Here is a 14519-nt window from a genome sequence, read left to right as displayed (position 1 = left end):
AATCAGCGTCGTCTGTAGGCGTAGATTCCGACGCCGACCACGATGAGGAGGGCGACGAGGCCGCCGACGAGGAGGAGCGTGGTGCCGAGACCGCCGCCGCCGTCGTTCGAGTCGACGGGTTGCGAGAGGTCGCTCACGTCCACCGTCGTTTCGACGGTCCGCTCGCGGCCGTCGGCGAGGTAGGTCACCTCGACCGGGACGGAGGTCACGCCGTCGTCGACGGTGGCGTAGAGGTCGAACGAGGCGAAGTCGCTCGCGGGCACCGAGCCGACGAAGTACTCCTTGTAGGGGCGCTCGGGAGTGACGCTGTCGGTCGGGACGACCCGGACGACGACGCTCTGGGCGTCGCTGAGGCCGACGTTGCTCGCGCTGCCCGAGATGTGTATCTTCCCGTCTTCGCGCTCCACGTCGACGCCGGTGAGCGAAATCCGACCGGGGGCGGCGACGTAGTCGATGGTCGTCGCCGCGGAGCCGTCGCGCCCGCCGGTCTCGTAGTCGGCGACCACGTCGAGCGTCGCGCGGTCGACCGACGAGACGTTCAGCCGGACGGTCCGGGTGGACTCGGCCGCGACGGTTCCGACGGGGTTCCCGACGACGGTCGCGTCGCCATCGCGAAGCGAGAGGACGAGGTCTTCGAGGGGCGCGTTGCCGAGGTTCGTCACGTCGACGACGACCGCGGGTCGAGCGCCGTCGCCGAGGGTCGCGTCGAGGCGGACGTTCTCTCGGAGTTCGTCGGCGGCGAGCGGCGCGGTGGTCGTCGTCGTCCGGGCGTTGCCGTCGGCGGTGGTGTAGCGCAGCGTCGCCGTCACCTCGGAGTCGGTCGCGCCGGGCGTCACGTCGAACTGGAACGTCTGGGCCTGTCCGGAGTCGAGGCGCGGGACGACGCGGGTGTCGTTCCGCACGGTCGCGTCCTCGGCCGCTACCGACAGTCGAAGGTTGCGCGCCACCTCCTCCTCGCCGTTCGAGACGGTGACCTGGACGGGCGTCTCCGTGCCGATGACCGCGTCGCCGACCTCGACGGTCACCTGCGGGCCGCCCTCGCGGACGCGGACGACGACGGGGTACTGGAGTCGCTGGACTTGGCCGTCGCTCCGGCCGACGACGGTCACGCGGAGGTCGTAGGTCCCCGCGTCGGCGAGCCGGACTGAAAGCGGGATTTGCAGGTCGCTCCCGGGCGGAATCGTCCCGAGGTCTTCGGCCCGCGCGAGGTCGTTCGAGCCGCTCGCGGTGCGGACGTACACGTCCGTCACTTGGAGGTTCGACGGGCTGTTCTGCGCGTTCTGTACGGTAGTCGAGAGGATGAACCGCTCGCCCGGCGTCGGCTGTGCGGGCGAGACGGAGACGTCGTCGATGTAAGCGGTCGCCTCCGCGCCGAGCGTCGGTGCCGGGAGTCCGGCGAACACGACGACGACGAGAAGGGCGACCGAGAGGGCGCGCCTGCTCATGTTTATCAATCCATATATCGAGAAGCCGACGGAAATACCTGCCGTGGCTGACGGTCGCACGAGGCCGAACGTCTCGGCCCGGTTCGGGGGCCGTCGGTCGGCGAACCCCCGCTCGGCGAAGATACTTATGTGAGTCCGCCACCAGAACTGTGACAGATGCGCGTGCGTGACCTCCCGCTGTCGGCGGCCCTCGTCTCCCACTACGAGTCGGACGGTATCGAGGAACTCTACCCGCCGCAGGCCGCCGCGGTCGAGGCGGGCGTCGCGGAGGGCGGCCGCGTCGTCGCCGCCATTCCGACCGCCAGCGGCAAGACCTTCATCGCGGAACTCGCCATGCTCACCGCCGACGGGCCGGCGCTCTACATCGTTCCGCTTCGCGCGCTCGCCCGCGAGAAGTACGAGACGTTCGACCGACTTCCCGGCGTGAGCGTCGGCATCTCCACGGGCGACTTCGACGCGGACGAGGCGGCGCTCGGCGACCACGACATCGTCGTCGCCACGAGCGAGAAGGTCGACTCGGCGATTCGAAACGGCGCGCCGTGGGTCGAGCGCCTCGCCTGCGTCGTCGTCGACGAGGTCCACCTCCTCGGCGCGCCGGGGCGCGGACCGACGCTCGAAGTCACGCTGGCCACGCTCCAGCGCCGCGTTCCGGACCTCCAACTCGTCGCCCTCTCGGCGACCGTCGACAACCCCGAGGTCATCGCCGACTGGCTCGACGCGGCGTTGGTCGAGAGCACGTGGCGACCCGTCTCGCTCCGGACCGGCGTCTACGCCGACGAGACCGTCGAGTTCGACGACGGCACCGACCTCGACGTGGTCGTCCCCCCGACCGGCCCGAACGACGACGAGGCCACGGAGGCGACCGTCGCGCTCGTCGAAGACGCGGTCGAGACCGGCGGGCAGTGTCTCGCGTTCGTCCGGTCGCGCCGCGAGGCCGAGGCGCTCGCCGACCGCCTCGCCGACGAGGACCTCTCGCCCGCGCCCGCCCTCGGCGACGAACTCGACGAACTCGGCGGCACCGCGACCGGCCGCCAGCTCTCGGAGTGCGCCCGGACCGGCGTCGGCTTCCACCACGCCGGCCTGCGGAGCGCCCACCGGGTCGCCGTCGAGAACGCCTTTCGAGACCGCCGGCTCGCGGTCATCTGCGCGACGCCGACGCTCGCCGCCGGGGTGAACGTCCCCGCCCGCCGGGTCGTCATCCGCGACCAGAAGCGCTACACCGGCGACTCGATGGCGTGGATTCCCGTCCTCGACGTCCACCAGATGTGCGGCCGCGCCGGCCGCCCGCACCTCGACCCGTTCGGGGAGGCGGTCCTCGTCGGCGACGCGGACACGAAAGCCGAGCTGTTCGACCGCTACGTGACGGCCGACGCGGAGGCCGTGGACTCGCAGTTCGACGACCCCGAGGCGCTCCGGACGCACGTCCTCTCGGTCGTCGCCTCCGGGTTCGCCGACAGCCTCGACGGCGTCGCCGACGTGTTCTCGGCGACCTACTACGCCCACCAGAACCCGAGCGTGGACCTCGCGGGGCTCGTCGCCGACGTGGTCTCGGAGCTCGAAGCGATGGAGCTCCTCGACGCGACCGAGGGGACGCTGTCGGCGACGACGCTGGGCGCACAGACCTCCAGACAGTACGTCTCGCCGACGACCGGGGCCCGCATCGTCTCGGGCATCCGCACCATCGAGACGATGGCCGACGAGCACGTCACCGCCCGGACCGCCCTCGAAGTCGTCTGCGACACGCCGGACATGCACGACACCTACCTCGGCAACCGCGAGCGGGCGCTGATGTACCAGTACGCCCGGAGCCACGCCGCGGAGTTCACCACCGCGATGCACGACGCCGACCCCTTCGAGGAGTGGCTGACGGCGGTCAAGACCGCCCGCATCCTCCACGAGTGGACCGAGGGCTCGGACATCGAGGAACTCGTCGAGCGCTACCGAATCGGGCCGGGCGACGTGGAGTCCCGCGTGGAGCGCGCCGAGTGGTTGCTGGGCGCGGCCGACGCGCTCTGTGCCGCCCTCAACGCCGACGTGCCGGAGTTCCGCGAGGTCCGGGCGCTGCTGTCGCCCTGACGCGGAGGGCCGCCCGCGTGGCGCACCCATGGTGACCCCGTGACGTCCCCGTAATGACGCCGCTGCGCGCCGAACCGTTCTCCTTCGCGTCGAGGGGGCAAAGTCGCTTCGGGATGCCGTTTTAAGCTCCGCGGGAGCGTAGGCGAAGCTATGGGTATCACGTACGAAGACTTCCTCGACCTCGAGTACGAACCGACCGACGAGGACCTCGTCTGCACCTTCCGCATCGACCCCGCGACGGGGATGTCGACGGAGGCGGCGGCGAGTCGCGTGGCCTCGGAGTCCTCCAACGGCACGTGGGCGGCCCTCCAGACCGGCGCGGACTTCACCGACATGGGCGCGACGACGTTCGACATCGACGGCGACCTGATTCGGGTCGCCTACCCCGCCGGACTGTTCGAACCCGGAAACATGCCGCAGGTGCTGTCGTGCATCGCCGGCAACATCATGGGTATGAAGGCGGTCGATACGATTCGGCTCCTCGACTGCGAGTGGCCCGAGTCGGTCGTCTCGTCGTACCCCGGTCCGCTGTACGGGTCGTCGGTCCGCGAGGAGGTATTCGGCGTCACCGACCGCCCCATCACGGCGACGGTCCCCAAGCCGAAAGTCGGCCTCTCGACGGCGGCGCACGCGCAGGTCGGCTACGACGCGTGGGTCGGCGGCGTCGACCTCCTGAAGGACGACGAGAACCTGACCGACCAGGCGTTCAACCCCTTCTCCGACCGCCTCACGGAGTCGCTGTCGCTCCGCGACGACGCCGAGGACGAGACGGGCGAGAAGAAGTCCTACCTCATCAACGTCACCGCCGACACCCAGACGATGCTCGACCGGGTCGACGAGGTGGCCGCGCAGGGCGGCGAGTACGTCATGGTGGACATCATCACCGCGGGCTGGGCGGGCCTCCAGACCGTCCGCGAGCGCACCGAGAAACACGGCATCGCAATCCACGCCCACCGCGCCATGCACGCCGCCTTCGACCGGCTCCCGGCCCACGGCGTCTCGATGCGGGTGCTCGCGCAGGTGAGCCGCCTCTGCGGCGTCGACCAGCTCCACACCGGCACCGCCGGCCTCGGCAAGCTCGCCAACGAGGACACCGTCGGCATCAACGAGTGGCTCGCGGGCGACCTCTACGGCATGAACGACGTGCTGCCGGTCGCCTCCGGCGGGCTCCACCCCGGCCTGCTCCCCGACCTACTCGACGCCACGGGAACGAACGTCTGCGTCCAACTCGGCGGCGGCATCCACGGCCACCCCGACGGCACCCGCGCGGGCGCGGTCGCGCTCCGGTCGGCCATCGACGCCTACGTCGAGGGGCGGTCCATCTCGGAGGCCGCCGAGGAGACGCCCGAACTCGCCGTCGCCCTCGATAAGTGGGGGACGGAGACGCCGCGGTAGGGGCTGACGAGGCGGCGCGACCGCCGCCGCGGCCGCAAGTGTTGCTAGTTCGTGACAATCTCCAGAGATGTGTTGAGTTATTACTACAATATCGAAGAGGATATTCCCCGTCATTCCACGGTTCCCCGAAGTGGTTCGGGGGTCGAATATCGACGATAATAATTAGCGGGTGAGTTTTATACGGTTGTTTTTGCAGAGCTAAACTCAGAGCTATTCGGTCACACACCCGGCTGCTCGGCGTGTATTGGGGGGTGCCGGGGTCCGCCGATATCAACTAAATCATGAAGATACGAACGAAACTTATCGCGCTGTGTCTCGCCATCTCGCTGCTACCCGTGGCAGTCGTGGGCGTCGCAGGCGTCCAAGGGATGTCAAGTATTGGCGATTACGCACAAGAACAGAGCGAGGCGACGCTCGAAGCGCAGATTACCGGCGAGCTGAACCAAACCGTCGCCGCCCGGCAAGAGGAGATACAGAACCTGCTCGACGTCCGCCGAATCGACGCGCTCGCGCTGGCGGACTCGGCACCGGTACAGAACTACGAGGCCGCCCGGGCGGGCCAGATGGAACTCGTCCAGGAACAGAGCCAGGCGCAGTTAGGGTACATGGCGCTCCAGATGCGTGCGACCGTCGAGACGACGAAAGAGACGGTGCTCGCGAACCAGTACGGCGGCCGGGACTGGGAGGAACTCACCTCGGCAGAGCAGCAACAGGTGAAAGACCAAGTCGAGGCGCGAATCGCCGGGACGGCCGGAAACGGCGTTCAACAGAGTGGGACGCTCTCCGACGCGTTCCGCCCGGGCTACGTCGGGTCGACCGGCTACGCGTTCGTCCTGAACGGCGACCTCGACTTCGTCGTCCACCACGGCCTCGAAGACGGGGTCAACGCCGTCGACGACACCGAGATATCGGCGTTCAACCAGGTGCCGGCCGAAATCGAGTCTAACGCCGCCGTTCGCAACGGCGAGGACTGGGGCATCGTCGAGTACGAGTGGGAAGACACCACGCAGGAGGGCAACCCCGTCGAGGAGAAGTTCGTCGCGTACGCCTACCACGAGGACTTCGACTGGGTGCTCGCGCCGAGCGTCTACTACTACGAGCTTCAGACGGCCGCCGTCGCCGACGCCCGCGGCCAGATTAACGACTCGTTCGAGAGCTACCTCAGAACGCGCTCCGTGACTATCGACGGCGAGGAACGCCCCGCCTACGACGAGGTTCTGTTCACCGACGAAAACGGACAGGGGATCGTCCAAACGGTTCGCACGGAAGACGGCATCACCACCCGGTCGGTCTCCGACGTCTCCTACGCGGAAGAGGAGTGGTTCGAGAGCGCGACCGGACTTCAGGAGGGTGAAATCCAGGTCAGTGAGGTGGTACCGACCGACGACGGGACCACGGTCTACGTCACTGCGCCGGTCTACCACGGGGGCGAACTTACGGGGACCATCACGCTCCAGTTCAACTTCGACCTCCTCGACGTGCTCATCGACGACATCCAGGTCGGCGAGAGCGGTCACATGACCATCGTGGGCGAAGGGGGCAGGCTCCTGACCGATTCGAAGGAATCGCTCGGAACCGTCGAGGGCGAAGTCGCCGAGAACCTCTCGGCCGGCCTCGTCCAGCGCGGCCTCACCACCTACGAGACGGCCGGCGAAGGCGGCGACTCGGACCGGTACTTCGTCGGGTACGCGCCGCTCCACTTCGGCAACGGGCAGTACAAACTCGTCGCGACCGTCCCCGAGTCGGACGTGACGGGGCCGGTCAAACAGCTCGGACAGGCGATGAACAGTCGGGCAGACACCTCACGGAACGTCATGCTCCTGTTAATCGTCGGTATCATCGTGGTCGTCGTCGGCGTCGGCTACGTCGCCGCGCGGTACTTCTCGGAGCCGATAGAGGCGCTTCGGGACCGCGCGCAGTCGCTCGCCCGCGGCCGGTTCGACGACGACGAAGACATCGACGCCAACGACGACGAACTCGGGGAGCTCGTCGAGGCGTTCGACGACATGCAGTCGAACCTCCAACGGCAGGTCTCGGCGCTTCGAACCGCCGGGAAGGAACTCGGCGACGGCAACCTCGACCAGAACCTCCGGACCGACCTGCCCGGCGAGTTCGGCGCCATCATGACCGACCTCGACGCCGGGATTCAGAAGCTCCAAGACGGCTTCGTCGAGGTGCAGTCCGTCGCCGACGAGTTCGCGGCGGTGAGCAACGAGACGGTGTCGAGCGCGAAGGAAATCGAGTCCGCGAGCCAGGAGACCGCGCGGTCGGTCGAGGAAATCGCCCACGGCGCGGAACAGCAGACCGAACGGCTCCAGACGGTCGCAAACGAGATGAACGACCTCTCGGCGACCATCGAGGAGGTCGCCGCCTCCGCCGACGGCGTCGTCCAGTCGGCGAACCAGGCCGTGTCGCTCGCCGACGAGGGGCGCGACCACGCCGCGGAGGCGACCGAGGAGATATCGACCATCGAGACCGAGGCCGACGAGGCGGTCGAGCGGGTCGAAGCCCTCGGCGAGCAGGTGGGCGAAATCAACGAAATCGTCCAACTCATCAACGACATCGCGGAGCAGACGGACCTGCTCGCGCTCAACGCATCCATCGAAGCGGCCCGCGCGGGCGAGGCCGGCGAGGGCTTCGCCGTCGTCGCCAACGAGATCAAGGCGCTCGCCAAGGAGGCCAGTCAGGCCACCGACGAGGTGGAAGCGCAAATCGACGAGGTGCGCGACCGCGCCGACGACACGGTCGACGACATGCAGTCCATGCAGGAGAGCGTCGAGAGCGGGTCCGAGACCATCGGCGACGCCATCGAGATGTTCGACCACATCTCCGGGGCGATTCGCGAGGCCGAACACGGCGTCGAGGAGATTTCGCAGGCGACCGAGAACCAGGCCGTCTCGACCGAGGAGGTCGTCTCGATGGTCGACGACGTGTCGAGCGTGAGCGAGGAGACGACCTCGGAGACGGCGACGGTCTCCGCGGCGACCGAAGAACAGACCGCCGCGATAAACGAAGTCACGCGGAACATCCGGCAGGTGTCGAAGTCCGCGGAGTCGCTCAAAGACCTCGTCGGACGGTTCGACGTCGGCGACACCGGCGGAAACGGGCGCGGCGGCGACGCTCCCGCGTCGGCCGGGACGTCCCCCGACGGGTCGCCGCCGTCGGGACCGCAGGCCGTCGCCGACGGGTCGGGTAACGCGACGGGCCCCGCCCCGCCGTCGGACGACTGAACCGTCGCCGGCGCGCGACACCCGCCGTCCCACCCCGGCTACCGGTCTACTTCTCCCATTATCGTGTCGAGACTCCCGAGCGCAGCGATGAGGTCCGGGATGTACTCGCCTTCGGCCATCTCGGGGAGTGACTGGAGGTTCGAAAACGAAGGGCCGCGAATCTTGAACCGCGCCGGGGTGTCGGTGCCGTCGGCGCGGATGTAGATGCCGAGTTCGCCCTTCGCGGCTTCGACCGCGCGGTAGACCTCGGTGTCGTCGTCCGGCTTGATGGTGCGCGGGACGTTCGACTGGATGGTCCGCTCGTCGTCGGGCCACTCTTCGAGCAGGTCGACGCACTGCGCGACGATTTTGGCCGACTCCTCGACCTCTCGGAGGCGGACGAGCAGGCGCGCGAAGTTGTCGCAGTCGTCCTCGACGGCGACCTGCCAGTCGAGTTCGTCGTAGTAGCCGTAGGGGTCGTCGCGGCGGAGGTCGTAGTCGATGCCGGAGCCGCGGGCGACCGGTCCCGTCACGCCGTAGTCCTTCGCCACCTCGGGCGGGAGGATACCGGTTTCGAGCGTGCGGGCCTGCAGAATCTCGTTCGCCGTCAGGAGGTCGTGGTACTCCCGCAGTTTCTCGGGGAGGCCGTCGACGAACGTCCGAATCTTCTCGAAGAACTCCTCGCGGGGTTCGGGGAGGTCCCAGACGACCCCGCCGAGCCGGAAGTAGTTGAACATCAGCCGCTGGCCCGTGAGGTCTTCGAGGACGTTCTGGACGAGTTCGCGGTCCCGCATGGCGTACATGAACGTCGCGGTGAAGTCGCCGACGACGTCGAGCGCGTACGCGCCGACCGCGAGCATGTGCGAGAGGATGCGGCTCAGTTCGGCCGCCAGCGTCCGGAGCACCTGCGCGTACTCGGGCACGTCGATGTCCGCCAGCGCCTCGGCGGTGCGGGCGTAGGCCCACTCGTTCAGGAGGCCGCCGCCGCCCCAGTCCCAGCGGTCGGGGTACGGCATAATCTGGTGCCGGTAGGTGCCCCGCTGGCACATCTGCTCCTCGCAGCGGTGGATGTAGCCGATGTCCGGCTCCACGTCGGCGACCTGCTCGCCGTCCAGCGTGACCTGCAGGTGCATCACGCCGTGGGTCGCCGGGTGGTGCGGCCCGATGTTGAGAAGCATCGTGTTCGAGCCGGCGCGGCCGTCCTCGGCCAGCGGGTTCGCGTTCTCGTCGTACCGGACCACCTGCGGGCGCGTCTGGTCGTAGTCCAGCCCGAGCGGGTGACCCTGCCACGTCTCCGGCAGGAGGATACGACGTAAGTCCGGGTGTCCCTCGTACTCGATGCCGACGAGGTCGTACGCCTCTCGCTCGTGCCACTCGGCCGTCCGGAACACCGGCGCGGCCGACTGGCTGACGGGGTCGGAGCGGGGCGTCGGGACGACGACGCTCGCCTCTCGGGTCGGGTCGTCGTACGACTTCAGGTGGTAGACGGACTCGTAGCGGTCCTCGTACTCTTGGGCGGTCACACACGAGAGGTGGTCGAGGCCGAGGTCGTCGCGGAGCGTCGAGAGCGACGACTGCACCGCGTCGGGGCGAACCTGCACCGCGGGCGCGTGGACGTGCGCTTCGGTGGCGAGGACGGCGTCGCTCAACGCCCGCCGGAGCGCGTCGGCGTCGAGGGGACCGGAAGTGTCGTCGGCGAGCGCGGCGGGGTCGGCGTCGGACTCGGGGGACTGCTGCGGGCGTTCGAGTGACATGACGGTTGACATCCGCCCGTTCGTCCGGTCGTCGGTTCCTCGTTCTGCCTCACGAGTGCGGCCGGTTTTTATGTCGCAGTCGAATCAATTCGCCGGCATGAAATCGGTCAGGCTTCGCTTCACGCCCGACGACGAACAGCTGCATCCGATGCACGAGTTCGTCGTCGAACACGAGGCGTTCGAGCGGACCGAACTCCACCACTGGAACCCGGCGGTGACCGACAGGAACACCATCGTCTTCGAGGTCTTCGGGACCGACGTCGAGGCCTACGAGGCGGCGCTCGCGGAGACGGAGCGCATCCTGTCGTACGAGCTCTCCCAGCTCCCAGGCGACTCCTTTTTCATCGTGGTCGACGAGCGGCTCGACGCGGCGGGAACGAGGCAGACGGCCGCCGTCACGCGGGGCGGGCTCATCGTCGTCCCGCCGGTCGTCTTCGACGGCGACGGGACGGTCTCGATGACGCTCGTCGGGACCGACGGGGCGCTCCAGTCGGCGGTCGAACAGCTCCCCGAGGGCCGCGGCCTCGAAGTCGTGCGGGTGCGGGAGTACACGGGGCCGGGGAGCGTTTCGGCCGGGTCGCTGTCGCCCCGCCAGCGCGAGGCCGTCGAGGCGGCCGTCGACTGCGGCTACTACCGCGAGCCGCGGACCGGGTCGGTCGCCGACGTGGCCGCGCGGCTCGACTGCTCGACGAGCACCGCGGCGGAGCACCTGCGAAAAGCGGAGATGAAAGTCATGGCCGACCTCGTCGGCCGGTCGTGACTAGGGCTCCGCCCACGGTTCGCTGGTCCCCTCGCCGAACAGTTCCCGCATCAGGATGACGATGCTCTCCGGCGGGAACTGCCCGCGCTCGGTGACGATGGCATCCACGTAGCGTGGCGGCGTCACGTCGAACGCGGGGTTCTTGACGGTCGGGTTGCCGAGTTCCGCGAGCGTCTCGTCGTCGACGACCTCGGCGGTGTCGCGCATCTCGATATCGACGGTGTGACCGGTCATCGTCCCCGGGTGGAGCTTGAGCGTCTGGGCGGCGACCGTGATGGGCGTCCCCCGGTCGCGTGCGTTGACCGCGAGGCCGCTCGTCCCGATTTTGTTGATGACGCTCCCGTCGGCCGCGACGGCGTCCGCGCCGACGAGCACGTGGTTCACGTCGTTGAGGTAGCGGCGGGCCGCCGAGTCGACGATGAGCGTGACGGGCACGCCCAGTTCGTGGAGTCGCTTCGCGGTGATGTGTCCCTGATTTCGCGGCCGCGTCTCCTTGACGACCGCCTCGATGTGCATTCCCTGCTCGACGGCGGCCTCGACGCACGCCAGCGCGTCCGTCGAGTGGCAGTGGGTCATGATGGTGTCGCCGTCGCGGAGGCGGTTCGCGCCGACCTGTCCGAGGTCGGCCTGCGCCCGTTCGAGCCGGGCGCAGAACTCGTCGGCCGAGTCGACGACGTTCTGTCGGAGCCCCTCGACGGTCGTACTCGACATGCCGCGGAGGACGTACCGGAGGGCGTTTGGGAGGCTCACGGCCGTCGGCCGCGTCTCGTGGAGCGTCCGGGCGGCCGCGCGGAGCTCGGCCCGGAACGCCTCGGCGTCGGCGGCGTCGCTCTCCGTGGCCTGCATCCGGAGCGCCCGAGCGGCCGCGTCGGCGATGGTCGCCGCGCCGCGAATCTCCATCGTGTCGATTTCCGTCGCGGTGCGTCGGACCTCGGGATGTACGCGGTCGTCCATGCGGGAACTACGGGCGTCGGACGCAAAAAGGTCGCCGCGGAGACGGCTCTCAGACCCGGTCGACGAGCGCCTCGTCGGGGTGTCGAACCCGGACGGTCTCGACGCGCTCGGTGAGCGCCTTCGCGTCGGCGAGCTTGTCTTCGGACTCGGCGTGGACCGTGAACAGCGTCTCGCCGCTGGCGGCCATCTCGCCGAGGCGGCGGTGGAGTTCGAGGCCCGCGCCGGGGTCTCTCGGCGCGCCGGCCCGGCGGGCGACCTCGTTGACGAGGCGGTTGTTGACGTGCGTGACCACGCCGTCGCGTTCGGCGCGGACCGCGACGGTGTGCCGCCCCGGCGAGAGGTCGGCGGCCTCCACGTCGGGGTCGCCGTTCTGCGCGGCGAGTATCTCGCGGAAGGTCTCTTCGGCCCGCCCGGAGTCGAGAATCTCGGCGGCGTCGGCGTCGACGCCGACGGACTCGAACAGCAGGTCGGCGAGGCGAACCGCCTTCATCCGCAGGTCGTTCGGGCCGCCGCCGGCGAGGGTGGCGAGGACCTCGCGGGCTTCGAGCACGGGACCGACCCCGCGGCCGACCGGCGCGGCCCCGTTCGTGATGGCGCACTCGACCGCCATCCCGAGGTGGTCGCCGACGCGGTTGAAGTCCTTCGCGAGTTCGCGCGCCTCGGCGAGGCTCTCGACTTTCGCGCCCTCGCCGTAGGGGATGTCGACGACGACGTTGGTCGAGCCGGCGCTCTGTTTCTTCGAGAGGACGGAGGCGATGAGCTGCCCCTTCGGGTCGATGGAGAGCGGCGTCTCGGCGCGGATGATGCGGTCGTCGACCGGCGAGAGGTTCACCGCGCCGCCCCAGACGAGACAGCCGCCGGTCTTCCCGACGATGTCGCGTATCTCCGCGACGGAGAACTCCACGTCGCAGAGGACCTCCATCGTGTCGGCGGTGCCCGCCGCGGAGGTGACGGCCCGCGAGGAGGTCTTCGGAATCTTCAGCCCCGCCGCGGCGACGATGGGGACGAGAATCGGCGTGACGCGGTTGCCCGCGACGCCCCCGATGGAGTGCTTGTCGGCGATGACCGGCTCTTCCCACGCGATGGTCTCGCCCACGTCCGCCATCGACTCCGTGAGGTGCATCGTCTCCTCCATCGACAGCCCGTTCGTGTAGGTCGCGGAGACGTACGCCCCGAGTTCCACGTCGGCGAGGCGCTCCTCGTAGATGTCGCGGACGAGTTGGGACAGTTCGTCGGCTTCGAGTTCGATGTCGTCGAGCTTCTTGCGGATGTAGTACACCGAGTCGGGTTGCGGCGCGACCGACACCTCGACCTCGCCCTCGATGTGACCGAGCCGGCGCGTCACGCCGAGGGTCCCCTCGGAAACGAGTTCGTCGGTCAGCTCCACGATGGCGATGGTCGTCCGCCCGTCTCGCCGCAGTTGGACGCGTTCGAGCGCGTGGACCCCGAGCTCGGCCGCGTCGCTCTCGTTCAGAAGGACCGTCGGCGACCGGGTTCCGATGTCGATGGGCTCGGCGAGGAGTTGCATACCCGAAGGTCGGACGAGAGCGCCAATAAATCGACCCCGAGTCTCGGGGGGAGAGAACGCTTACCCGAGGTGGGATTCGACGAGGTTCTTCAGGTCGTCGTAGCCGCGGACGCCCACGAGCTGTTCGACCGCCTCGCCGTCGGCGAAAAGCACCATCGTCGGGACGCCCCGGACCTGGTACTGGGCGGCGAGTTCCTGGTTCGCGTCCACGTCGACCTTGGCGACCGCGGCGTCGGTGTTCTGCGCGAGCTTCTTCACCGTGGGTTCGAGCATCTTGCACGGACCGCACCAGTCCGCGTAGAAATCGACGAGCACCACGTCGTTCGTGGAGACGACGTCTTCCAGGTCCTCAGCGCCGTCGACGTGGACGGGCTCCGAGGGGGAAGCTGCGGCTTCTTTCGCCGTGCTTCCGCCGTCGCCGCGGAGCTGAGATTCGAGCTGTTCGCGTTTCTGCTGCCGGATATCGTTCAGTTCGTCGTCGGACATACCTACTGGTACCGGCCGCTCCCTAATAACGGTTTTGCACAATTCAAGCAATAATACCTGCAGCCATTGGTTCGTGGTGACGAGCGACACGCCCCGGGATATCGCTGCGGTTCACGACCGAGAGACGTGACAGAAACGGCGGGGGCGCGACCGCGAGTTACGGGCTGGTCCGGAGACGGTTCGAGCTGAGTCGGCCGGGGTCGGCCTCCCGAACCAGCTCAGTCGACGTACAGCGAGTAGGTGATGACCGCGAAGCCGACGAGCGTCAGCACCGAGTCGAAGAGCAGTCCGGTGGCGAGGTCGACGTTGAGAATCACGTCGAGCGCGCCGCCGAGCATCGCGCCGAGCGTGACGATACCGAAGCCGAGCGCGAGCGCGCGGAGCGACGCCGCCCCGGTGTTCCGGTACGCCTTGTAGCTGAAGTAGGTGATGAGCCCGCCGAGGACGAGGATGCCCGTCTTGACGACGATAATCATCGTCGTAATCGTCGGCGAGGCGCTGAGGTGCCCCATCAGGTCTCCCTCCGGACCCGCGACCAGATGTCCGCGAGGCGTTCGTCGGGCGTCTGCTCCGGGCGGCCGACCGCGACGTCGAAGTCGCGGTCCTCGTTGAGAGCGATTCGAACCTCGTCGAAGGCGACCTCGTAGGTCGTCGCGTGGTGACCGTCCGCGCGAATCTGGGTCCCCTCGGCGAGGAGCGCCGCCTCGGTGAGCAGGTCCAACTTCCTGTACGTCGTCGAAAGCGGGATGTCACACGTGTCTGAAATTTCACTTGCCGTCATGGGTTCTTCGAGTCCTCTGATGATGGCTCGTGCGTCCGCGTCGTCGAGCGCGTCGAGCACCGCCGTCAGTTCGGCCGACTCCATCGCGGACCGGTCGCGCGCCATTACCCAGATTGACCGACGAGAGCCTT

General features: G+C 68.5%; 11 protein-coding genes and 1 pseudogene. 5 read left to right on the top strand and 7 right to left on the bottom strand.

The window, feature by feature from the left end:
• Positions 1-2: 2 nt before the first annotated feature.
• Positions 3-1445: a COG1361 family protein gene (locus ABY42_RS04660; RefSeq protein WP_050458833.1), complete on the bottom strand. Its 1443-nt coding sequence runs from the start codon at positions 1443-1445 to the stop codon at positions 3-5.
• A 156-nt stretch (positions 1446-1601) separates the two neighbouring features.
• On the opposite strand from ABY42_RS04660, the gene ABY42_RS04655 reads away from it, so the two are divergent.
• The 4 genes and pseudogenes from ABY42_RS04655 to ABY42_RS20120 all read left to right on the top strand — a co-directional run bounded on the left by ABY42_RS04655 (position 1602) and on the right by ABY42_RS20120 (position 8146).
• Positions 1602-3521: a DEAD/DEAH box helicase gene (locus ABY42_RS04655; RefSeq protein WP_050458832.1), complete on the top strand. Its 1920-nt coding sequence runs from the start codon at positions 1602-1604 to the stop codon at positions 3519-3521.
• A 150-nt stretch (positions 3522-3671) separates the two neighbouring features.
• Complete coding sequence (gene rbcL, locus ABY42_RS04650) at positions 3672-4916, top strand: type III ribulose-bisphosphate carboxylase (protein ID WP_004977657.1); 1245 nt, start codon at positions 3672-3674, stop codon at positions 4914-4916.
• A 281-nt stretch (positions 4917-5197) separates the two neighbouring features.
• A pseudogene (locus ABY42_RS20125) lies at positions 5198-6928 on the top strand (cache domain-containing protein); the annotation flags it as partial.
• Positions 6923-8146, top strand: coding sequence for a methyl-accepting chemotaxis protein (locus ABY42_RS20120; protein WP_394325150.1), 1224 nt, complete (start codon positions 6923-6925; stop codon positions 8144-8146). The pseudogene ABY42_RS20125 and the gene ABY42_RS20120, both read left to right, overlap by 6 nt.
• A gap of 38 nt (positions 8147-8184) precedes the next feature.
• Here the strand turns inward: ABY42_RS20120 and ABY42_RS04640 are convergent, their stop codons facing one another.
• Entirely contained in the window at positions 8185-9879 is a 1695-nt protein-coding gene (locus tag ABY42_RS04640; RefSeq protein ID WP_050458830.1) for an NADH-quinone oxidoreductase subunit D, read from the bottom strand.
• A 97-nt stretch (positions 9880-9976) separates the two neighbouring features.
• Here ABY42_RS04640 and ABY42_RS04635 point away from each other — a divergent pair, with 97 nt between their 5' ends.
• Complete coding sequence (locus ABY42_RS04635) at positions 9977-10639, top strand: helix-turn-helix domain-containing protein (protein WP_050458829.1); 663 nt, start codon at positions 9977-9979, stop codon at positions 10637-10639.
• Here the strand turns inward: ABY42_RS04635 and ABY42_RS04630 are convergent, their stop codons facing one another.
• From ABY42_RS04630 to ABY42_RS04610, 5 genes are all read right to left on the bottom strand, one after another.
• Entirely contained in the window at positions 10640-11593 is a 954-nt protein-coding gene (locus ABY42_RS04630) for a ribose 1,5-bisphosphate isomerase (RefSeq protein WP_050458828.1), read from the bottom strand. It lies immediately after the preceding gene.
• Between the two features lie 49 nt (positions 11594-11642).
• A complete protein-coding gene (locus ABY42_RS04625) occupies positions 11643-13121 on the bottom strand; it encodes an AMP phosphorylase (protein ID WP_050458827.1) in 1479 nt (492 codons plus the stop codon).
• Between the two features lie 60 nt (positions 13122-13181).
• The gene (gene trxA / locus ABY42_RS04620; RefSeq protein ID WP_004972302.1) at positions 13182-13607 is read right to left on the bottom strand and encodes a thioredoxin; all 426 of its coding nucleotides are present in this window, start codon (positions 13605-13607) and stop codon (positions 13182-13184) included.
• A gap of 218 nt (positions 13608-13825) precedes the next feature.
• Positions 13826-14119 carry a DUF7521 family protein gene (locus tag ABY42_RS04615; RefSeq protein ID WP_004972305.1) on the bottom strand — a complete coding sequence of 98 codons (294 nt, stop codon included), beginning with the start codon at positions 14117-14119 and terminating at the stop codon, positions 13826-13828.
• On the bottom strand, positions 14119-14493 hold the full coding sequence (locus tag ABY42_RS04610; protein ID WP_004972307.1) for a winged helix-turn-helix domain-containing protein: 375 nt from the start codon (positions 14491-14493) through the stop codon (positions 14119-14121). The genes ABY42_RS04615 and ABY42_RS04610 overlap by 1 nt, the downstream gene beginning before the upstream one ends.
• Between the last annotated feature and the right edge of the window lie 26 nt (positions 14494-14519).

The sequence above is a fragment of the Haloferax gibbonsii genome, assembly GCF_001190965.1.
GTDB lineage: Archaea > Halobacteriota > Halobacteria > Halobacteriales > Haloferacaceae > Haloferax > Haloferax gibbonsii.
The sequence above is the reverse complement of the archived record's forward strand: the minus strand, read 5'-3'. Positions and strand labels throughout refer to the sequence as shown.